The sequence below is a fragment of the Pantoea sp. M_9 genome (assembly GCF_008631385.1).
Taxonomy (GTDB): domain Bacteria; phylum Pseudomonadota; class Gammaproteobacteria; order Enterobacterales; family Enterobacteriaceae; genus Pantoea; species Pantoea eucrina.
The window spans coordinates 101921-122733 of the sequence record NZ_VWUF01000002.1; the positions used below are offsets into that span (position 1 = coordinate 101921).

General features: G+C 55.7%; 16 protein-coding genes. 6 read left to right on the forward strand and 10 right to left on the reverse strand.

All coding sequences use genetic code 11. The features are described from left to right. Positions 1-190: 190 nt before the first annotated feature. On the reverse strand, positions 191-457 hold the full coding sequence (locus F3I15_RS04375) for a YdgH/BhsA/McbA-like domain containing protein (RefSeq protein ID WP_071668142.1): 267 nt from the start codon (positions 455-457) through the stop codon (positions 191-193). A gap of 619 nt (positions 458-1076) precedes the next feature. Here F3I15_RS04375 and F3I15_RS04380 point away from each other — a divergent pair. After that, positions 1077-1697 carry a LysE family translocator gene (locus F3I15_RS04380; protein WP_150017186.1) on the forward strand — a complete coding sequence of 207 codons (621 nt, stop codon included), beginning with the start codon at positions 1077-1079 and terminating at the stop codon, positions 1695-1697. Positions 1698-1765: 68 nt separating this feature from the next. On the opposite strand, the gene F3I15_RS18280 is transcribed toward F3I15_RS04380, so the two are convergent. From F3I15_RS18280 to F3I15_RS04390, 3 genes are all read right to left on the reverse strand, one after another. Beyond that, the gene (locus F3I15_RS18280) at positions 1766-4432 is read right to left on the reverse strand and encodes an autotransporter outer membrane beta-barrel domain-containing protein (protein ID WP_223810669.1); all 2667 of its coding nucleotides are present in this window, start codon (positions 4430-4432) and stop codon (positions 1766-1768) included. Then, on the reverse strand, positions 4425-7634 hold the full coding sequence (locus F3I15_RS18285; RefSeq protein ID WP_223810670.1) for a hypothetical protein: 3210 nt from the start codon (positions 7632-7634) through the stop codon (positions 4425-4427). Before F3I15_RS18285 ends, F3I15_RS18280 begins: the two co-directional genes overlap by 8 nt. 575 nt (positions 7635-8209) lie before the next feature. After that, on the reverse strand, positions 8210-9460 hold the full coding sequence (locus F3I15_RS04390; RefSeq protein ID WP_150016706.1) for a sensor domain-containing diguanylate cyclase: 1251 nt from the start codon (positions 9458-9460) through the stop codon (positions 8210-8212). 423 nt (positions 9461-9883) lie between these two features. Here F3I15_RS04390 and F3I15_RS04395 point away from each other — a divergent pair, with 423 nt between their 5' ends. Together F3I15_RS04395 and F3I15_RS04400 are read left to right on the forward strand one after the other, a co-directional pair. Continuing rightward, entirely contained in the window at positions 9884-11287 is a 1404-nt protein-coding gene (locus tag F3I15_RS04395) for a PLP-dependent aminotransferase family protein (protein WP_150016707.1), read from the forward strand. Between the two features lie 67 nt (positions 11288-11354). Further along, complete coding sequence (locus tag F3I15_RS04400) at positions 11355-11819, forward strand: YlaC family protein (RefSeq protein ID WP_150016708.1); 465 nt, start codon at positions 11355-11357, stop codon at positions 11817-11819. 50 nt (positions 11820-11869) lie between these two features. On the opposite strand, the gene F3I15_RS04405 is transcribed toward F3I15_RS04400, so the two are convergent. From F3I15_RS04405 to F3I15_RS04415, 3 genes are all read right to left on the reverse strand, one after another. Continuing rightward, positions 11870-12490 (reverse strand): pyridoxamine 5'-phosphate oxidase family protein, encoded by a 621-nt coding sequence (locus F3I15_RS04405; RefSeq protein WP_150016709.1) that lies wholly within the window; start codon positions 12488-12490, stop codon positions 11870-11872. Positions 12491-12716: 226 nt separating this feature from the next. Then, a complete protein-coding gene (locus tag F3I15_RS04410) occupies positions 12717-13748 on the reverse strand; it encodes a methionine synthase (RefSeq protein ID WP_150016710.1) in 1032 nt (343 codons plus the stop codon). A 23-nt stretch (positions 13749-13771) separates the two neighbouring features. Then, positions 13772-14755: a DUF1852 domain-containing protein gene (locus F3I15_RS04415; RefSeq protein ID WP_150016711.1), complete on the reverse strand. Its 984-nt coding sequence runs from the start codon at positions 14753-14755 to the stop codon at positions 13772-13774. A gap of 596 nt (positions 14756-15351) precedes the next feature. On the opposite strand from F3I15_RS04415, the gene F3I15_RS04420 reads away from it, so the two are divergent. Further along, positions 15352-16686, forward strand: coding sequence for an MFS transporter (locus F3I15_RS04420; RefSeq protein WP_150016712.1), 1335 nt, complete (start codon positions 15352-15354; stop codon positions 16684-16686). Positions 16687-16731: 45 nt separating this feature from the next. Here the strand turns inward: F3I15_RS04420 and F3I15_RS04425 are convergent, their stop codons facing one another. After that, positions 16732-17463 carry an IclR family transcriptional regulator gene (locus F3I15_RS04425; protein WP_150016713.1) on the reverse strand — a complete coding sequence of 244 codons (732 nt, stop codon included), beginning with the start codon at positions 17461-17463 and terminating at the stop codon, positions 16732-16734. Between the two features lie 164 nt (positions 17464-17627). Between F3I15_RS04425 and F3I15_RS04430 the strand changes: the two genes are divergently transcribed. Then, positions 17628-18320, forward strand: a complete 693-nt coding sequence (locus F3I15_RS04430; RefSeq protein ID WP_150016714.1) for an RraA family protein — start codon at positions 17628-17630, stop codon at positions 18318-18320. After that, positions 18317-19264, forward strand: coding sequence for a hydroxyacid dehydrogenase (locus F3I15_RS04435; protein ID WP_150016715.1), 948 nt, complete (start codon positions 18317-18319; stop codon positions 19262-19264). Before F3I15_RS04430 ends, F3I15_RS04435 begins: the two co-directional genes overlap by 4 nt. Before the next feature lie 162 nt (positions 19265-19426). On the opposite strand, the gene F3I15_RS04440 is transcribed toward F3I15_RS04435, so the two are convergent. Next, positions 19427-20002: a pyridoxamine 5'-phosphate oxidase family protein gene (locus tag F3I15_RS04440; protein ID WP_150016716.1), complete on the reverse strand. Its 576-nt coding sequence runs from the start codon at positions 20000-20002 to the stop codon at positions 19427-19429. Between the two features lie 24 nt (positions 20003-20026). After that, on the reverse strand, positions 20027-20686 hold the full coding sequence (locus F3I15_RS04445; RefSeq protein WP_150016717.1) for an NAD(P)H-binding protein: 660 nt from the start codon (positions 20684-20686) through the stop codon (positions 20027-20029). Positions 20687-20813 lie beyond the last annotated feature (127 nt).

A 20813-nucleotide genomic window follows, 5' to 3' on the forward strand; every position in this document is an offset into this window, starting at 1 on the left:
TAACTTTATGTAAAAATCATAAAATTCAGATAGATGGAGGGATAAAACCTGGAAATAGCTGTGATTTATGTTATGTCGATGCAGAGAAAGGCAGAGAGCAGAAGGTTATGAGCGGTGATTACAGGAAGAGTCACGGCACCATTCAGGCAGGCTATCCATAGCCTGCCGTTTGCATATAACAGACCCGCTGTTATTTATAGACGGTAGCGGTAGCTGACATCTTTGAACCCTCTTTTGCAGAGGTAATGACGTAATATTTACCGCCCAGTTCATCTGCCTTTTTAGAGAGGTCAGCTTTGGCATCTGAAGGTGCAGTCTGCTCTTTCATCGAGCTTATCTTGCCCACTTCCTGATACTGGCTGGCCTGTTCTTTAGTGATCTCCTGCGCGGCTAAAACGGAGCCAGAGGCGAGTGTTCCCAGAAACAGAGCAGCAGCGACCATTATTTTACGTTTCATACATTAGTCCTCGTGAAATAAAAAATAACCGGATATCCCTATAAACAGATAGTTCAGAATAAAAATAAAGCAACGTCATTTCAGGGGATTTTTTAATTATGCGGTCAGACAGCTTTTACCCGCAGCCGGCTGTCCGATCCGGTGATACAGGTGTGATGTCGACACTGTCACTTTCTACCTGAATACAACGGCCTGCCGGGCGATTTACGGTAGCTTGGGTGCTTCCTGCGAAGCAGGCCGCACGTTATAACCAGCGGCAGGCGGCGCCGCGCGTAAATATATTTACTGCCTTAAAACCACCCGCCTGTTTTATTATCTCAGGCAGCACTTCTACTTTTTTACGGCAGATCGCTGCATTGATATTTATTTCTGTATGACGGCCGTTGCCAGGACGATATTTATTTTTCCGGGCCGGGTAACGCTAGTGGAGCATTTCACTTTAAGGCGGCAATTGAGCGTTCATCACGAACGCTATATGCTGTTTAAACCGTTCACCCGTCGACCGAAAAGAGGTAGCTGAACGCGTCCGCTGCTCAGCAGCCTGGATTAAACTGAGTGAAGGTTTGCCTCAGGCGGATGCCTGCGATCAGAACAACCTGTTGCCTGAAGGAGAGATATGATGACCATAATGGATGCGCTGCTGGCATTCAGCTTTGCCGCGCTGTTACTGACACTGACGCCGGGCCTGGATACCGCGTTGGTATTGAGAACGGCAACGGTTGAGGGACGAAAACAGGCGGTTCACGCGGCGCTGGGTATCAGCACCGGCTGTCTGGTCTGGGGAGCCGCCGTGGCGTTCGGGCTGGGGGCGCTCATCGCAGTCTCAGAACTGGCTTACGACATTCTGAAATATTGTGGCGCGCTCTACCTGAGCTGGCTGGGCATTAACATGCTGCTGCGCCCGAGAAAGCAGCTGGCGCTGGCGGATAATACCGCTAAAAAAGGCTCAAACTGGTTTCTGAAAGGCGTGCTCGGAAACGCACTCAACCCTAAGATTGGCATTTTCTATGTCTCTTTTTTACCGCAGTTTATTCCGCAGGGTCACTCACCGGTACTCTGGACCTTTATTCTGGTCGGTATCCATATTGCGATTGGGACGAGCTGGTCGATGGCACTGATAAGCGCCACGCGCCCGCTGGCAACGATACTGCGAAAAGAGAAGGTTATTCGCTGGATGGATCGTACCACCGGCGCCATTTTTCTGGCCTTTGCGGCCCGTCTGGCCCTGAGCCGTCGCTGAACAGCACGGCTGCGGTAAACCTGCCGCTGCCGGCCTGAAACGCTGCTCAGGCCGGCAATGGCCGCCGCTTAAAACGACCAGCGAACGCCGGCATTGTAATGCCAGCCGTGCGCGCCGTTCCCGTCAACCTCTTTGCGATAATCAGTTTCGGCATAGAGTGAGACATCCCGGGTGAGCGTCGCGGTGCCGCCAAGGCCGACATCCCACATCTGACCAAACTTACCGCTGTCAAAACGCTGGCTGTCCGTGCCGTCAGCGGTGCCGGCCCGGATCTTCGCCGTTCCGCCCCAGCCGCGATAGTAGTTTGCGCGCAGATAAGGCGTGTACTGCCGCAGGCTCTCATCCTGCCACGTGCGGTCCAGCCGCGCCCCGAGCCGGCCAACGGTCTGCTCATAACGATCCCAGGAGATCCGCGTCTGGTCCCGATCGGTCAGGCTGTCCATGTCGAGACGCTGCCAGGTCAGCTGCGCCTGGGGTTCAATACGCCATCCCTGCGTCAGCTCAATGGCGTAGCCTGACTCCAGTGAAGCCGCCCAGCCGCTGCCTTCTGGCGAAGCCACCGCTTTTTGCCGCAGGATGTCAGTTTCACCACGATAGCGGTTCCATGACAGCGAGCTGTCAACATAGAGGCCGCTGCTATGCTGCCAGGTGCCATACAGCGCCACGCTGTCGCTGTCGAACGCGGTTGAGCTGTAGCCATCCACCGCGTGCGGACGAATACGCGTGTTGCCGCGCGTCCAGGCGATACCGCCGCGCAGGCTATCGTCTGCGCCATCCAGACGGATGACGTTACCGCCGAGCTGTACCGCGCTGTAGTCAAGATCAGCGTCGTAGCCGTAGTTACTCAGGCCAAGGTTGCTCTGATAGTGCAGGTTGGCTCCCAGGTAGCGCACAAACATCTCACCGCCCGCTGCATCGGGATCGCGCTGCTGGCGCAGCTCGCCCAGCCGCTTGTGCAGATCGTCGGTGATCGCCAGCGTATACAGTGCCAGGCCAACCGGCGCTGAGATATATGACGGGAGCTGCGGCGTTACCGCCCTGCGCAGGCCGGTTATGCCATTGCCTGGCTGCGGCTGACAAAGCTCGCCATCGGCGCAGACAAACGTGTTAGCCAGGCGGTAGTCGCGGAAATCATTACCGCTGCCGCTGAGCTGGCGCTCGCTGGCGGCGCTGCTGCCTGGGGAAAAACTATACAGGCTGTATTGCCACGGACCTGAAGCGACATACCCCCGCTTCAAAACAAAACTCTGCGGAGCAGCTCTGCCTGACACCTGCGCAAGCGAAACCCCCTCCGCCGGCCCGATAACTCCGTCAGCGTTGCGATCCAGCTGCGGCGCGCCGTGCAGAACATCATCAATCAGCGTCGTGCCGCTGACGTTACCGTTAACGCGCAATATATCGCTGCGGGTAGCCGCAGAGTTAAGCCGCAGCGTGCCGTTTGCCGAAGCCAGATCGCCGTTAAGCGTTAGCGAGTTACCGGCCTGGCTGCTGCCATTGGTCAAATCCAGCGTACCGGCGTTGTTCACCTGCAGCGAGGTGGCGCTACCGCCCTGCAGCAGCGGCTGAATACCCTCTCCCGCCAGCAGGGTCGAATCCGCGTCGATATTGATGGTGCTGTGCGCCAGCCGAAGGTTGTCCGTCAGCGTCCAGCGGGTGCCGGAAAAATTCAGCGTACTCCAGCCGGCGCCGATATTGGTGCCTTTTACCGGATCGTCACCGGCAAAAGATCCGCCGCGCGCCGTGATGTCGTGCAAATTGAGGGTGCTGCCCGCGCCGCCGGCCGTGGTGATGTGCCGGGTATTTTCCAGACTGATATTCTGTACGGTGGCGCGGTTATTTACGCCGCTGCCCATTGTCAGACTGCCCTTCAGCGTGCCGCCGGTGACAATCAGCGTATCCTCTCCGTTACCGGTATGCACATCGCCAGTTACCCTGCCGCCCAGCAGGACAACAACATCGCGGGCCGCGCCACCCGCCACCACCACAGTTTGCGGATTGGGTGCCGTCACGGTGCCTTCATTGATAAACACCGACGCACCGCCGCGCAAATCGATGATGGGTGCCACCAGGCTCTGTGACGTGATACTGCCCTGGTTAATCACCCGCCTGGCGGTGCGGGTCACTACGGCGGATCCGCCGTTAGCGGACTCAATGGTAATCGTTCCTGCGGTGACAACGTCTCCGGTTGTATTGGCTCGTATGGCGGTGCCCTTACCGGGCACCCTGATGGAATAGCCCTGCCCGATAAACAGATCGTTACGCGTTGCTGAACCATCTTCATTCGCAAACAGATAGCCGGTTCCGCCTTCGCCTGTGACAATCTGCGCACTCCCTTCGCCGTCAAAAGAGACGGCTGAACGGATACCGGCGCCGCGACCGGTTTCCAGCCGCACATTTTGCAGGGAAATAGCGGTAATTCCGGCACGGTTATTGATGACGCTGCCACGGCCATAAGCGCCCAGCGTGATATCGCTGGCCTGGAAAAACTGCGCGCCGTTTTCCAGCAGCACGCCGTCGGCGCGTCCGCTGGCGGTAATGGTGCTGTAGCCCTGACCATCACCCTGAACCGCCAGACCACCACTGTTGCCGACCCGCAGCGCGGCGATCCCGTCATCTACCTGCAGACGACTGCTCTCGCGCGGATAGTAGTAACCATAACCACTGCTGGCATCAATGCCGATGCCTGAAGCGATGCGCACGCTGCCAAAGTTAAGAAATGACGCGTTGTCATGCACGCGCGCCCGTACTCTCAGGGCCGGTTAAATTCACCACGCCCTGATACTGATTGAATATCGCTGAATAGTAACCCGCGTCGAAAGCGGCGATCTGCCGGCCGCGGCCGGTGATGTCAGAAGCGGCATAGACGGTTGCCTGATCGCCCGCCGCTATTACGCCGCTGGTATTGTTGCCGTTGAGTGCAATGGGGCTGGTGACAATCCCCTCACCCCGCTCATAGACGCGCAGCGCCGCAGCCCCTCTGCCGTTCACGTTATACCGGTCAGTGCGGTAGGCATAGGACGTACTGCCGGAGACCGACACGCCGGTCGTATCAGCCCCGCTCAGCGTTACCGTACCGGGCTCACGCGCATAGACATCGCCTCCGTTACTGGCCTGGTAAAGCGTTGAGCCGGCGGTACTGACGTCTGTGCTGCCTCCGCTGCTGAAAATAATACTGTCCGTGTCCGTCGCCTGATAGCCAACCTGGTTAGCATGATGAAACACCACGCGACTTGCTGCCCCGCTGTTGATAATGGCGTTCTTTTCAGCGCGGGCACCAACCACATTAGCCCCATACAGATTAATAATGCCGTTCTGGTTCAGCACCGCCTGCTCGCCGCTGGCGATCGCGCCCAGCGTTGTCTGCTGGCTACCCGATCCGCCATACACATTTAACACGCCGCGGGTGGTTATTTCTGTGGTCGGCAGGTTCTCACCGGGCGTAGTGAATCCCCCGGCGTATAAGCCGGTTCCCCCGCGCGTCACGCTGATATCGCCCTGGTTGATGACTTTCGCCCCCAGGCGCGCGAGGATCCCCACCGATCCTTCTCCCCCTGAGGTAATGCGACCGGTATTCACCAGCTGCGCCTGATTCAATGCCGCCAGCCCTACCTGTGCATCCGCCAGTCCGCTGATAGCGGCATGGCTGGTCAGCAGCGTACGGCTATCCGGCAGATAATCCGCGCTGATATTGCGGCCGCTCAGATCATATTTATACCCGTCAACCGTTGCGGCACTGGCACCTTTGCCCGTCAGGCGCAGCCGGGTAGCAGCACTGAGGGTGCCCTGTGCGCCGCCTTCAATCCGCAGGGCGCTGGCGCTGGCACCCACATTGAATGTTGCATCACGCGTCACAATATCGCTGCCCCTGCCGCTGCCCACGATGCCGGTGGCACCCGGCGCATTGAGCGAGAGCGTAGTACCGCTGGCGCTGAAGTCTGCGCCATCTGCAAAGCGAAATAGCGTACCGTCGGGGCTGGAGGTGGCGTAGCGGCCGCTGGCGGGCAGCCTGAGACGTGCGTCCGGACCACTGATGAAGAAACTGACCTGATTACGACCCTCCCCGGCGCGCGGCACCGCGCGGGCGGCCACCTCCACCCGGGCGTTTCCGTCTGCACGCACACCGATAGCCGCATCGCCCTGTAGATTGATCCGTCCGCCCAGCACGGCGCGCGCCTGACCGCCCTGTTCGCCGGTTACCCAGACGGCGGTATTCTGCGTGCCGCCGGGAAGGTCAGCATCACCTCTGACATTGATGGTGCCGGTGGACCAGGCGCTGGCGCGATGGTTCTGCGTGGCAAGAATACGCAGGCCGGTACTGTTATCACCGTTGAGATTGATTGTGCCTGCGTTGCCCACCCGCCCGTACTGCCCGGCATTCAGCACCAGCATGCCGATGTTTTCCAGCGGCTGAGGCTGTGCCCGTCCGTTGATATCGATAACGCCGTTATTCAGCGTCAGCGCAGAGGGTGCATTTTCCACGCGCATACCCACGGCACTCTGCACGCGGGAGCCGATGACAATACGGCCATTATTGATCGCGCTGCTGTTATGGCGTTGCTCAATAGCGCTGACGCCGCCGCTCAGCGTAACAGCGACATCCTGCGTTCTGTTCGTTTTGCGGTTTTGCGGCGAGCGCCCGATGGCGATGGTGCCTTGTGCCGTGTTAATAAAGTGCCCTGCAGCGCCTAACGTAACCCCTGCCGCTGAGCTGTTATTAACCACATCCGTGACGCCGACGTTGATGCTGCCGCGGTTAATTGCACTGCCCTGACCAATCCAGATCGCGCTGCTCTCCTGGCTTTCAGGCGCGTCGCCGGGGGCAAGATTAATCACGCCATTATTGGTAAAACGGCTGCCGCTTTTTACCGCAACGGCCTTACCGATATAGCCCAGCGTGCTGCGGTCGACGCCCGTGCCGCTGGCGTTATTCAGGAAGCCGGCGTTCAGCGTGCCATTGTTTATCCCGGTACTGCCTGAGAGAAGTGCCAGCGCCCTGCTCTCAGCAATCCCGCTGGCGGTAACGGCGAGCTTGCCATCAATGATAGCGGTCGCACCGTTGCTGGCCTGCATCGCCGTGCTGGCGTTGATAACCTCAAGCGCACGCCGTGCAGAAATTTTCACGCTGGCGTCACGACCATTCGCACTTAGCACCACCCGGTCGCCCGCCGGCAGCCTGACTTCATCGCGGCGGTTGCCGGCGCCGGTGCGATAAACCACGCGCCCTTCATTAAGCGAAAACGCTTTATTAAACGCGTTGCCATACTCTTCCTGCGTAATATTGTCATTCAGCAGCTGGTTAATTAACCAGTCATTATAATTTCTTAATTCCGCAAGGGAGGCTACCGTGAACGTGGTGACTCCGCCATCACGCGTGTTTACGCTGAAAGTCCCGGTATATCTCACCACGCTATCTCTGCTCAGCGTCAGTTGATTATTTGCGGGAGGTGCCTCAACGGCGGTGAACGTAATACGATTATTACTGTTCCAGTTCAGATGGCCGCGCTGTGCCGTGGTAAAAAGCTGGCTTTGTCTGGCCGCCATTGACCAGCGGTTTGTGTCCGAATCTGCAATTTTGTCAGGTCGCCCGATATTAATATTAAGCGTGCCGCGCGTAACTGTAGCGATGCGGGCATCTATATATTGCCGATCGTTTACAGCATAAAAGTCCTCTGCCTGCGTCTCTGTATTGATCTCTGGTAAATCTGTAAAGGCTAAGCTGTCATAAACGTGAAAGGATTTATAGCTGTTGTTCCCGGGATCGGGAATAACGATATTCAGATTTTGCTGCCCGACATTAATACGGGGTTGCCCCGTGAGCGTATCGGTAACGATCCGGCCCTCACGCTGTAGCTCACCCAGCGTGGTGCGGGTTACGCCACTCACGCCTGGCGTAAACTGCGGCAGCCCGGTCAGCGTCCGCACTGAACCATCACGCAAATACAATGCACCCGCTTTATAATCATTATTTTCAGGCGTATAGGGCTTTAATATCTCCGCCGATGCATTTAAAACCGGAAACATCATACCTTGTGCTGCAATAAGGGCCAGAAGTACAGGATTTAATTTAAACACGATATTTTCCTCAGCTGAGAAAAAAGCAAAACCTGAAAACAGAACACGGCTTTCAGGCATCGGCAGAGCGTATTTATTTTGGAAATGTCAGATAAAAGTAATCAATGTGCAGGCAATAACATCACGTTACTAATGCATTGTCCAGCCTGGCTTACGCTTCGTTAGCGCATAAATCAGAAATTAAGATAAAAGCCTTTCTCCTGGATTTATTTCAGCGGCGCTGAAAAATTCATTAACCATTTAGTTATTAAAAAGAATGAAAAGAATAAAAGTACCGTTTATTAACATAAAATATTAACGCGCCATTCAGAAAAATCACAGCCATACCGATTAGCCAAATGCGTAAACCAGTGAAAGCTGCGATCTGCTTTGTTGTGCGCATAACCTGTTTCAGCCACCAGGTCAGGGAGGAAGGAATCGCGATTTAATCCTGATGCCCGTCACAGATGCGAGGGCAGGCAGAAAAACTGGTAGGTGACGTCACGCCGGGCTTTTGCCTGGTACATGGCGGTGTCAGCCTGCTGAATCAGTAATTTAGCGGATAACGTCGCAGGGCGCGCCTGGCTGATGCCGATGGCGGCGCCGATGTTTACCGTCCTGCTGCTGATGCTGAAAGGGGCATTGAAGCTGGCAATCAGACGTTCAGCAAGTGCAGAGGCCTCCCGGCGATCGCGGCATCGGGCTGCCACTACAAACTCATCGCCGCCGAGTCGGGCAACCGACTCATCCGGCATCAGGCAGCTCTGCAGCCGCTCGCTTATCTGCAACAGCAGCGTATCACCTGCCGCATGGCCCATTGAATCGTTAACCGCTTTAAATCCGTTCAGATCGAGAAACAGCACCGTGACCAAATGCTGCTCCTGCTGCTGTGCGAGCAGGGCGTCAACCTGCTTAAAAAACCAGGAGCGGTTTGGCAGGCCGGTCAGCGCGTCGCGCATCGCCTGCTGCTCCAGCTGCAGCATTCTCTCTTTGTCACGGGTGATATCGCGCGATACCAGTACCGCACCGATGTTCTTTCCCGTGGAGGGATCGGTCACGCCGCAGGCTTTTGTGCCAAGCGTAATATAGTGGCCATTGCGATGACGTTTGTGCACTTCCACCACGTCCGGCTGTTCCCCCCCGGCGAAAATAGCACTCAACACCTCGGCTGCAGGCGCGCGATCGTCAGGATGCAGAAAGTCCGTCACCCGCTGGCCCAGCATCTCTTCAGCGGACCAGCCGATCATTTCGCTGTAGGAGGGTGAAATTGAGACATACCGCCCTTCGGCATCGCAGTGAGCGATAAGATCCGTGCTGTTTTCAATCAGCAAACGATATTCAGCGGACGTGCGCAGCGCCTCCTCCAGCGCCTTACGCTGTCCGGTGACATCCAGTACAAAACCGCTGTACTGCTGGTGTTGCGCTTCCGTCTGCTCGCCCGGCAATCCTGACACGATGACATGGCGCAGGGTGCCGTCCAAGCAGTTGATCGGCACCTCAATATGAAAAGGCTGTATGCGCTCCAGAGCCGCAGTCAGCAGCAGCGCAATTTTTGCATCCTCATCAGCCTGGGCGATGCTCAGCCACTCCCGTAGCGTGACGCCTTTGAGCGCAGGCATCAGGCCGGCAGGGCACTCCTGACTGGTGACACAGATCCCCAGGGCGTTGGTGGACCAAACGGCGGATAAGATAGGTTTGATCATTGTGCTCATGATAGCTGGACCTGGTTTATTCTGACGATACTCAAAGAGCATAAAACGTAGTGTGGCAGATATCCCGATTGCCTGGCTTGCTATCCTGCACGCGAGTAAGAGAACAATGAGAGTGAGAGGATCATTTTACGCCTGTCTGATTAGGCAAAACGTCGCTGTTCCTCTGATTCGATACAAAAACTGACGCAGCACAGAAGCGTTATCGGCTGACCCGCCTGCAATCTTTAATCGGTAAAGCGTTATTCCCCGCAGCGGACAGCGAAGGCCTCTTTTTACTGCAATCTGCTCCGTCCTGACCCTGTACAGATAGCACACAGAACGGGACAAAGAAAAAAACTGATGCAATCAACCATGCAATCAAGTTACGCCTTGATTATGGCTGTGATATACCTGTCTGCGTAACGTCCTGAGACAGGATTCAATATGATTACGCCGCTTTTTACGCGCTGGGCAGCCCTGCTTCAGCAGCCGACGCAACGTCCGGCCTATCTGCGCATCGCGGATTTTATTGCAGAGGGCATCAGTACAGGCGAATTGCCCTCACGCTACCGCCTGCCGCCGCTGCGTGAACTGGCTGAAACGCTGGGTCTGAATTACACCACGGTAACGCGCGGTTATGCGGAAGCGCGGCGCAGGGGCTTAATTGACTCCCGCCCCGGACTCGGCAGTTTTATTCGTGCGCGGGCATCAGCCTCTTCAGCGCTGCCTGCCAGCACTTATGAAATGACCATGAATGCGCCGACAGAGCCTGCCGGTGCCGCCGTTGAGGAAGCACTGCGCGCAGGAGCCGTCAACCTTTTTAACCAGACCGACATGCTGAGTCTGCTGCGCTATCAGGATTTTGGCGGCACGGCAGAGGATAAAGCGGCAGCGATGCGCTGGATCGGGCGCAAACTTCACGTAGAGAGCGAGGCTGATGTGCTGGTTTGTCCGGGCATTCACAGCGCTCTGATGGGCATCATGACGCTGCTGAAGCGCAGGAAAAGTGCGGTCTGTGTCAGCAGCCTGATTTACCCTGGCATGAAGGCGATTGCCAGTCACCTTGGCGTGCGGCTGCAGCCGGTGCTCTGTGACGTGCAGGGACCCGATCCGCTGGCATTTGAGGCGCTGTGTCGCAGCGGCGAGATCGGCGCATTTTATATCAACCCGACGCTGCAAAATCCGACCACGATAACGATCCCGGAAGCGCGCCGGCGGGCGCTGGCTGAGTGCTGCCAGCGCTATAACATTACGGTCATTGAAGATGATGCTTATGCGGCGCTCAGCGATGCGCCAGTGCCGGCGTTTGCCGCGCTGATACCGGAGCTGACCTGGTATCTTACCGGCCTCTCTAAGTGCTTTGGCCCCGGATTGCGGATTGCGTTTGTGAAGGGCCCGGACAGACAGATGACGCAGCTGCTTTCCGGCGTGCTGCGGGCGCTGACGGTGATGTCCAGCCCGCTCACTAATGCGCTGGCGCGGCAGTGGATCAATGACGGGACGGCAGAGCGCATGCTGATCGCTATCAGACAGGAGGCGGGCATCCGCCAGCAGATTGCAGCGGCCTGCCTGACCGGATACCCGTTTCAGGCTGACAGCGCAGGCTATCACCTCTGGCTGCCGCTGCCCGGTCTGGTCAACGCCAACGCCTCCGACATCGCGGCAAAGCTGCGTGAAAAAGGGATCAGCGCCGTCTCCGGCGCCGCGTTTTGCACCGGTAATCTTCCTGCTGACGCGCTGCGCATCTGCCTGGGCGGTTCTCAGTCGCGGCAGCAGTGTGAAGAGGGCCTGAAAATTCTGGCCGCCATGCTGGCCGATCCCATCCACTTTTCCGGTATGGCGATTTAGCAGCGTGACGCAAAAAACAGTCAGTAAAACGTTAACTCCATCATTATGGACAGATAAGGTTTAAAACATGAGTAATCAACTTAATGCGCTTCTGCAGCAGGAGCTGGACAGCATCAACCGCGCGGAAAAACGTAACGATCGACCCTATTTCGACGTGTCGTTTATCCGCCAGTATCCGGGCCTGTATGGCCTGATGTGTTTTCTGTTTGTGCTGACCATGGCACTTTTACTCTACTCCGACTCCTTCGGCACAATTGAATATGTCGTCTGCTGTGCCATTTTTGCTGTCTGTAATTTCTTTTTCTTTTTTCACGTGAATCCCTCTTACCGGGTAAAAGATATCGATAAAGGCGCATGGAAGAACTGCTATACCGGGGACTGGTACATGGAAGTTTACGTCCGCGAAGCGTTTATTCATGATCTGCTCAAGGGAGATGTACTCACCGAAAGCGAAAAAGCTACCCTGCAGGCGCAGTATGCCCGTAAAGGCCATCTTTATTTCGCCGATATTTACCGTCTGAGAACCCGGTAGTCGGCGAAACTGAAAACAGCCTGCTGGCAGGCTGCAGGCATCAGACCGGATTAATAGAGCGTCTCTTTCAGGCGACCGGGTAACGCCGCATCGTAGGCGCGGGCGTCAATATCCTGCGAAATACTGTTCAGTATGGAACCGGTGCTCGGCAGCGCCTCGCGCTTAATTTGCGTCGCCGGATCCCAGAGCCGGGAGCGAATGATGGCCCGGCTGCACTGAAAAAAGACGCTCTCAACGGTAATGATTAACACCGTTTTTGGCAGCTGATTATTCATCGCAAACCGGGCAAGCAAGGCGGGATCGACGCTGATGGTGGCGGTTCCGTTTACGCGCAGTGTTTCCCCGATACCCGGGATCAGAAACAGCAGCGCTACCCGATTATCATGCAAGATGTTGCGCAGGCTATCGATACGGTTATTGCCGCGTCTGTCCGGCAGCAAGAGCGTGCGCTCATCCTCGATATGCACAAAACCTGCCGGATCGCCTCTGGGTGAAACGTCCAGCCCATCCGGCCCGCTGGTGGCCAGCGCGACAAAAGGTGAAGCGGCGATAAAGGGACGATACGCCGGGTGAATATGATCGGTGACTTTGGTCAGCGACGGTTTCGCCACCGGGCCGTAGCACGCTTCAAGCGCGCTTAAATCGGTAATCGTATTGCTTCCATCCGCCATGCCGGATTCCTGTGTTTAACGGGCCTGCCGCTAACGTAAGGGATGCATTACGCCGGACGCAACGCGCGAATGACATATTGCTGCGCCGCCGCACAGTTTTTTCCGTTCCTGCGTATCAACATATTTTTTGCCTGATCGGGATAGCCGCAAAAACGTACGGCGCAGTTAAGAAAAATAAAAAAAAGGGCCGACGTCAGACGTCAGCCCTGATACAGCCTCAGGCGTATTACTGGCCCAGCAGTTCGCGGCGCACGATATCAGCGCCGGCGCTCAGCGCATCCAGCTTGCCGCGGGCAACCTGACGCGACAGCGGTGTCATACCGCAGTTGGTGCAGGGATAGAGCTTATCCGCATCGACAAACTGCAGCGCTTTACGCAGCGTCTCCGCTACCTGCTCCGGCGTTTCGACAGTGTTGGTCGCCACGTCAATGGCACCGACCATCACTTTTTTCCCGCGGATCAGTTCAATCAGCTCCATCGGCACGCGGGAGTTCTGACACTCCAGTGAGACGATATCGATGTTTGACTGCTGCAGGCGCGGGAAAATTTCTTCATACTGGCGCCACTCAGAACCCAGCGTTTTCTTCCAGTCAGTATTGGCTTTGATGCCGTAGCCATAGCAGATATGTACAGCGGTTTCGCACTGTAATCCCTCAATGGCACGCTCCAGCGCCGCAATACCCCAGTCATTAACCTCATCAAAGAAAACGTTGAAGGCAGGCTCGTCAAACTGGATGATATCCACGCCTGCAGCTTCCAGCTCTTTGGCTTCCTGATTGAGGATTTTGGCAAACTCCCAGGCGAGTTTTTCGCGACTCTTGTAGTGACCGTCATACAGAGTGTCGATCATTGTCATCGGGCCAGGCAGCGCCCATTTGATCGGCTGTGTGGTCAGCTGACGCAGGAATTTTGCATCATCAACAAATACAGGCCTGGTACGTGAAACTTCGCCTACCACCGACGGTACGCTCGCATCGTAGCGATTGCGGATCCGCACCGTTTCGCGCTTTTCAAAATCCACGCCGTTGAGATGCTCAATAAACGTCGTCACAAAATGCTGACGCGTCTGCTCACCATCGCTGACGATATCAATACCGGCCCGCAGCTGGTCGTCAAGGCAGAGACGCAGCGCATCGCGTTTGGCATCGGCCAGATCGTCACCCGCCGGTTTCCACGGGGACCATAATGTTTCCGGCTGCGCCAGCCATGAAGGTTTCGGTAAACTGCCAGACGTCGATGTCGGTAATAACTTTTTCACTATAGATAACCTTTTTCCATTAATCAGTGCGCAAACTCAGCAGACCATTGCTCCAGACGAGTCTGGTAAGGTTTGATAAAATGCTGTTCGGTAAATTTACCCTGCTCAACCGCCAGATGCGTACGCTCTTCACGGTCATAAACGATGCGTGTCAGTGAATAATCTTTATGTGACAGGCTCGGCTGATACTCCTGTCCGGCCGCTGAATTCGCGTTGTAGATCTCCGGACGATAAATTTTCTGAAACGTCTCCATCGTGCTGATGGTGCTGATAAGCTCCAGATCGCTGTAATCGCGCAGCAGATCGCCGGCAAAATAGAAAGCCAGCGGCGCAACGCTGCCCTGCGGCATAAAGTAGCGCGCCTGCAGGCCCATTTTGGCAAAGTAGTGATCGGTCAGCGAATCCGCGTCCTGCCGGTATTCAATCCCCAGCACCGGATGATGGTTACCGGTACGATAGTAGGTATTTTTACTGGAGACGCTCAGGCAGATAATCGGACGCTTGCTGAAACTGGCTTTATAAATATCTGAGCTGACGAAGCCTTTGAAGATCTTGCCGTGCAGATCACCGAAGTTTTTCGGCGTACTGAAACCAGCCTGGTTTTTGTTGTGCTCGGATAACACGACGCTGAAATCGTAATCGCGCACCCAGGAAGAGAAATTGTTCCCGACGACGCCTTCAAAGCGCTGCCCGCTTGTTTTATCAACGACGGTTGTCTTCAGGACTTCAATGACCGGAAACGGCTTTTCATTTCCCGCTGGATCGATATTCAGCTCAACAGAGATGATATCCAGCTCAACGGCATAACGGTCCGCTTTCGGGTTGTCCCAGTGCGCCAGCGAGTTAAAGCGGTTATCAATCATTTTCAGTGCGTTGCGCAGGTTTTCCTGACGCATTTCACCCCTTGCCAGATTAGCAAAGTTAGTCGTGATACGCGTGTTTGCAGAAGGATTATAGTTTTCGTCAAAACGAAGGCTTTTAATTGAAAAGGTAAATTCTTTGTTCATCGTAATTTCTCACCTCAATTTCTGATGTAAACCTGCTTCTCTGTCTGCCTGTACAACCGACGCTGAATGCTGATTTGATATAACCATTTCCTCAATGGGCTGACTCTTTTATGCCTTACTCCCCTGCTGAAAAAAAGTGATTAAATTTCACCGAACCTGAAGCTTTTTCATGTTGCAGCGGACAGACGCTTCATCAGGCGACTGGCTGAATTGAAATGAGGCAAAACATGAACCGGAAAGCGCATAAGCTTCTGTTTTTGATAGCATGATTTAACTGCTATGCACCTGACCAGAATGAATAAATCTCAACATCGATTTTTTCACCTACCTGAAAATATTTAAGGCACCAGCGCACAATGTCCGGTTAAAAGGGGATAGAGCGCCAGCGCTAAAGCTACAGATGTCAGAGATGAGCATTCTGCAGCGTTAGCGATCACAAATCCGCATCCGGGCCGCGCTTAATCTGTGAGCTGAACCGCAATCCCACTATCCTGCATACGACGCAGGCAGAGAGTCTGATAGTTTATTTTGTACAACAAGGTTGTATAGAGTGAAACATCAGTGATGTTATTCAATCTGAACTCTGCGAGGATACAATGACTCAATCTCTACTTAACCAGGCGCCTGTGACCGCGCTGGAGCGTGAAACGATGCGCCGGGTGATCTGGCGAATTCTGCCCTTCCTCGTCGTAAGCTATCTGGTCTCCATTATTGACCGCGGAAACATCGGCATGGCGGCTTTGCAGATGAACGAGGATTTAGGCCTGACAAAAGCGGCATTTGGCTTTGCCAGCAGCCTCTATTTTGTGGCCTATTTTCTGTTTGAGGTTCCAAGCAATCTCGCTATGCAGAAAGTAGGAGCACGGCTCTGGATCCCGCGCATTATGATCAGCTGGGGGATCGTAAGTATGTGCATGGCGCTGGTTGAAACCTCTGCCTCACTCTACGTGCTGCGTTTTTTGCTGGGTGCAGCAGAAGCGGGCTTTTTTCCCGGGGTAGTACTGTATCTGACCTGGTGGATCCCTTCCCGCTACCGTGCACGCATCATCGCCTCGTTCATGGTGGCGATCCCGCTGGCCAATTTTATCGGCTCCCCCCTGTCGGGACTGATCCTGACGCTGGATGGCTGGTTTGGCCTGCGCGGCTGGCACCTGCTGTTTATTATCGAAGGGCTGCCTGCTGTATTGCTGGGCATCGCGGCTTACTTTGTCCTGAGTAATCGCCCGCATGAGGCGCGCTGGCTGAACCACGAGCAGAAACAGTGGCTGGAAGAGACGCTGGAGAAAGAGCGCAGTGAACGCAAAAATATTGGCCACATCTCTACCTGGGAGCTGCTGAAACATCGTCAGATCTGGCTTTTTGCCCTGATCTATTCCGGCGCGTCGGCAGCCGGTACGACGCTCAGCGTCTGGTCACCGCAGCTACTGAAGTCTTTCCAGCTGGATAACCTCACGACCGGCCTGCTTAATGCCATTCCTTATGGCCTGGCTTCTGTTTTGATGATTGTCTGGGGCCGGAACTCCGATCGCACCGGCGAACGGCGCTGGCACACTGCGCTGACGTTATTCATGATTGCAGGCGGTATTGCCGCTGCCTTTATTAACCTCTCTCTGCCGGCGACCATTATTATTCTGAGTCTGATTCTGGCAGGCGCTTACTCAATGAAAGGTCCGTTCTGGGCGCTGGCGTCCGGGTGGATGAGTAGCTCTTCTGCAGCGGCCGGGCTGGCCGCGATTGGTGCTATCGCTAACCTGATTGGCGGCGGCCTGATGGTAAACGTTTACGGCATCATTAATCAGAAAACCGGCAGCCATACACTGGCGCTGCTGCCGCTTGCTGTACTCTGTCTGGCAGGAGGTATCGCTGTTGTGATCATGGGCAGAAAGATGGCACGCCACACAGAAAATAAAGCGCGCGCGACAACACACTAACAGTGGGCTTTACTGAGGGAGCCGGTGCTGCAGACCGGCGCCCTGTTATTCGCCAGCGGTTGTAATTACCTCGCCATAACGAGCGGTGCAAAACTGTGGTGAAGCCCCCAGCCGGACCGAAAGACGCGCCGCAGCATGATACATAGCGCTGGCTACGCCTTCGTTTCGGCGCGCTTCTGTGAGCCGCGATGAGGGGCCGGTCAGCGCCAGCGCGGCGACAAGCTTGTCGCTCACACCAAATACCGGCAGAGCATAGGCTGCGGTGTGCGGGTCGCGCGCACCGGAGGTATAAAGAGGCAGCAGTGGCTCTTCACTAAACAGGGGCTCGTTCAGTCCCCAGTAGCGTAAAACCTGACCAATAGCAGAGTGATCCAGCGGATAGGTTGTTCCCGGTAGCCGACTGTGGCGCAAACCCTCTGTGGCCTCCGCACGGAACAGACAGAGTCGCTGTCCGCCCTCAATGACATACCAGCTGGCGCTCTCACCCGTCTCCTGTGCCAGCTGATGCAATTCCGGCTGCACTACGCTTGCAAGATGGAATGACTGCTCATAAAGCTTTCCGAGATAAAGCAGGCGCGGTCCAAGTCCATAAGTCCCGTCGTCATGTCGCACAGCGTAGTGCATGCGTTCCAGTGAATTCATCAGGCGGTATACCGTGGTTTTATGGTAGCCCGATGCCTGCGCCAGCGCCGTCAGCGTCAGGCTGTTATCGCCCGGACGGAAACAGTCAAGCAGCGCCAGCGCCTTTTCAACCGCAATAACGCCTTCATTACCCATTGTTTTCTCCTTTTATGACGACTGCGAGTGTACCTGAATATTTGTGAGTCACCTCGTATTTACGTCACAAACTGCCGTCCGGCACTGGCTAATCTTCCGGCAAGCTCGCTATAGTAGTTTTATATTATACACTCTCATTTCACCTGGTAAAACAGCGAGGCCGTATGACTTCTCCGACACTTCCGATGATTAACCGCAATATCACCCGCGTATCTGATGAAGATACGCGTCAGGCCGCAGAGTATCAGGCGGCTATCCTTGCCGATGTTGCCGGCCGCCGCGGCACGTTGCATGGCAGAATTAAGCCGCTGGCGCCGGGTATGAGAGTTGCGGGGCCTGCAATTACCGTTGAGGTCAGACCGGGTGACAATCTGGCGATTCATGCTGCGCTGGCTATTGCACAGCCTGGTGACGTCATCGTTGTGGATGGCAAAGGTGATATCAGTTGCGCGCTGCTGGGAGAAATTATGGCCACGCAGGCCAGAGCCTCAGGTATTGCCGGTATCATCATTGATGGGGCTGTACGTGATGCCGATGCGCTTGCCAGCCAGCCTTACCCGATTTTTGCTGCCGGCCTCAATCCCTGCGGGCCCACAAAACTGCTTCCAGGCCGGGTTAACTATCCGGTCTCTATTGCAGGTGCGCAGGTGCAGGCCGGCGATCTGATTGTCGGCGATATCGATGGCGTGGTGGTGATTCCGCGAGAAAATGTAAAAAAAGTGATTGCGCTGGCGAAACAGAAACTGGCTGCCGAAACGCAGCGTATTGCAGCAATCGCGGCAGGCGATACGCGCGCGCCCTGGGTGGAGCAGGCGTTGCGCGAGGCGGGCATGCTTTCTGCAGAGGAAACGTTATGAGCAAAGCACACAATGTTGTTCTGATCACCGGCTGTGACCTGGCAGAGGAAGGCCTGCAGCTTCTGACCGGCTATCAAGTTGTTTTCGCCGGCAAACAGCCCACGGAGACGCAACTTATCGATCTCTGCCACCAGCATAATCCGGTCGCTATCCTGGTACGGTATGGGAAAATTACTGCAGCGATAATGGATGCTGCTCCGGCTTTACAGGTGATCTCAAAGCACGGCAGCGGGATTGATGTCATCGATCAAAAAGCAGCGGCGAACAGGAATATTAGCGTCTGCTCAGCGCCCGGTGCCAACGCTGCAGCGGTCGCAGAACATACGTGGGCGCTGCTGCTGGCCTGCGCTAAATCTGTTGTGCCTCTCAACGCACGTATGCACGCCGGGCACTGGGACAAATCTGTACATAAATCTTTTGAACTGGAAGGCCGTACGCTGGGTCTGGTCGGGCTGGGTGAAATCGGTCGCCGGGTGGCAAAAGCGGGCTACGCGTTTGGCATGCGCGTGCTGGCTTACGATCCTTACGCTACTTTCGTACCTGAAGGATGCGAGCAGGTAAATACGCTGGAAGCGCTTTATCAACAGGCTGACGTAGTATCTCTTCACTGCCCGCTGACTGAGGATAACCGCGCAATGATCGATGATGCTGCACTACGCTGTTTCAGACGCGGCGCCATTTTTATTAATACCGCGCGCGGCGGTCTGGTCGATGAGCCAGCGCTTGCCGCAGCGCTCGCTGACGGCAGACTGCGTGCCGCCGCGCTGGACAGCTTTTGCACAGAGCCGTTGACCGCGCCTCACTGCTGGCAGTCACTGCCGAACGTTATTCTTTCACCGCATATTGGCGGTGTCAGCGACGCCTCTTACATTAAAATGGGCACGGTCTCTGCTGCAAATATTGTCAGCGTGCTGAGTGAAACAAAACAGCGAACGCCGGCATAATGGCTTTTTAGCCCGCTCAGTCGGGCTATCTGTTCAACTATGCCGTTGAGTACCGCTGTGACTTACGGCGGTACTTAATGCAATCACTCCCTGCCTGCCGCCACGGCCCGCCATCGCCTGTATCTGCCGGAACCCGATCCTGCCGTCTGCGCGGCAGAGACGCTAAGGCGCCAGCCATCGCCCTCTCCAGCCCTGCTGCTGCTGCAGGAACTCGCAGCGCTGATGCGGCTCGCTACCGACATCAAGCGATTCAACACGCTCTATCATGACGCGTATCAGCGCAAAATTTTGCGGAGGTTCAGCGAACGAAACGGAGGCGTGTCCGCTGCGCCGCGTGTCCGGATCATCAAGGATGTCACCGGGTGAATCAGGCGAGTAAAATAGCTGCTGCGCAGCAGGCCGCAGCTTCTGCCAGACGGTACAACGCAGTTCGCGCTCATCCACGCAGACCGCCTCACCCTCAAGACGCAACTGGAAGCTGTTCTGCGCATCCCAGCCCAGCAGCGAAACTTGCGGATTATCTCTCATCTCCCGCACTTTGGCGCTGCGCACGTCAGTAGTAAACAGTAATGAAGCGGGTGTCAGGCTGAAATCGCGCAGCACTATGGTTCTGAGCTTAGGCTGCTCGTTCTCTGCCACGCTGGCCAGCTGCATCAGAGTAAAAGGTGAGCGCGCGCTCACCGCATGAGTCAGCTTTTGCCAGATTACCTGCAGATGCGCATCCAGTGAATGTGTCATAACGTCTCCTCGCTGCTGAACCGGTTAGCGTGAAACCTGCGCGTCTATCGCCTCTGAAACGGGTGTTTCTCCCGCCGTAAGTTCAATAATGACGCGGGATACGGCAGGCTGCTGAATCAGCGCCGCCAGAGTGGCTGCGACATCGGTGCGGGAAATCGTGCCATAGGCGATTGCCGGTCCGGCGCTGATTTTGCCGGTTGCCGGCTCATCTGTTAACGTGCCGGGACGCACGATAACCCAGTCAAGCGCGCTTGCGGCAAGAACAACGTCGGCCTGTTTTTTTACGCGCATATAGTTTTCGAAAGTGTCAGAAAGCTGCCTGCTGCGCCCCGCTTCCGGAAAGGCGGAGACCAGAATAAAGCGTTCAATACCGGCCTGTTGCGCGGCTGCAACAGACTTAGCCAGCCCGTCACCATCAACGGCATTAGTCATCGCCTCTCCGCCTTTCCCGCCGGCGCCAGCGGTAAAGACTACCACCCCGCATCCCTGCATCAGCCCGGTAAGCTGCTGTTCATTGAGGGCAACCAGGTCGCCTCTGACAGCCTGAATACCCTGCTGCTGCAGGCTGGCTTCCTGCTCAGCAGTACGGCACAACGCCCGTGCCGTCACGCCGGCACGGGTCAGCTGCTGACCCAGCTCACGACCAATCTTTCCGGCACCACCCACAATAAAGACATCTTTCATGCTGTTCCCCTGTCGCAAAGGCTGAAATATTTATCGCAATACGATGTAATTTAATCACTTAACTCTAGCGCAAATCTCCGGCGTTGACCGGCCCGGACGCAACCGGGATAATTTGGAAATAATCGCT

What these genes read in the sequence shown, in the direction of transcription:
- F3I15_RS04375 (WP_071668142.1), bottom strand. Translation starts at nt 457, where the DNA reads ATGAAACGTAAAATAATGGTCGCTGCTGCTCTGTTTCTGGGAACACTC.
- F3I15_RS04380 (WP_150017186.1), top strand. Translation starts at nt 1,077, where the DNA reads ATGACCATAATGGATGCGCTGCTGGCATTCAGCTTTGCCGCGCTGTTA.
- F3I15_RS04390 (WP_150016706.1), bottom strand. Translation starts at nt 9,460, where the DNA reads ATGAGCACAATGATCAAACCTATCTTATCCGCCGTTTGGTCCACCAAC.
- F3I15_RS04395 (WP_150016707.1), top strand. Translation starts at nt 9,884, where the DNA reads ATGATTACGCCGCTTTTTACGCGCTGGGCAGCCCTGCTTCAGCAGCCG.
- F3I15_RS04400 (WP_150016708.1), top strand. Translation starts at nt 11,355, where the DNA reads ATGAGTAATCAACTTAATGCGCTTCTGCAGCAGGAGCTGGACAGCATC.
- F3I15_RS04405 (WP_150016709.1), bottom strand. Translation starts at nt 12,490, where the DNA reads ATGGCGGATGGAAGCAATACGATTACCGATTTAAGCGCGCTTGAAGCG.
- F3I15_RS04415 (WP_150016711.1), bottom strand. Translation starts at nt 14,755, where the DNA reads ATGAACAAAGAATTTACCTTTTCAATTAAAAGCCTTCGTTTTGACGAA.
- F3I15_RS04420 (WP_150016712.1), top strand. Translation starts at nt 15,352, where the DNA reads ATGACTCAATCTCTACTTAACCAGGCGCCTGTGACCGCGCTGGAGCGT.
- F3I15_RS04425 (WP_150016713.1), bottom strand. Translation starts at nt 17,463, where the DNA reads ATGGGTAATGAAGGCGTTATTGCGGTTGAAAAGGCGCTGGCGCTGCTT.
- F3I15_RS04430 (WP_150016714.1), top strand. Translation starts at nt 17,628, where the DNA reads ATGACTTCTCCGACACTTCCGATGATTAACCGCAATATCACCCGCGTA.
- F3I15_RS04435 (WP_150016715.1), top strand. Translation starts at nt 18,317, where the DNA reads ATGAGCAAAGCACACAATGTTGTTCTGATCACCGGCTGTGACCTGGCA.
- F3I15_RS04440 (WP_150016716.1), bottom strand. Translation starts at nt 20,002, where the DNA reads ATGACACATTCACTGGATGCGCATCTGCAGGTAATCTGGCAAAAGCTG.
- F3I15_RS04445 (WP_150016717.1), bottom strand. Translation starts at nt 20,686, where the DNA reads ATGAAAGATGTCTTTATTGTGGGTGGTGCCGGAAAGATTGGTCGTGAG.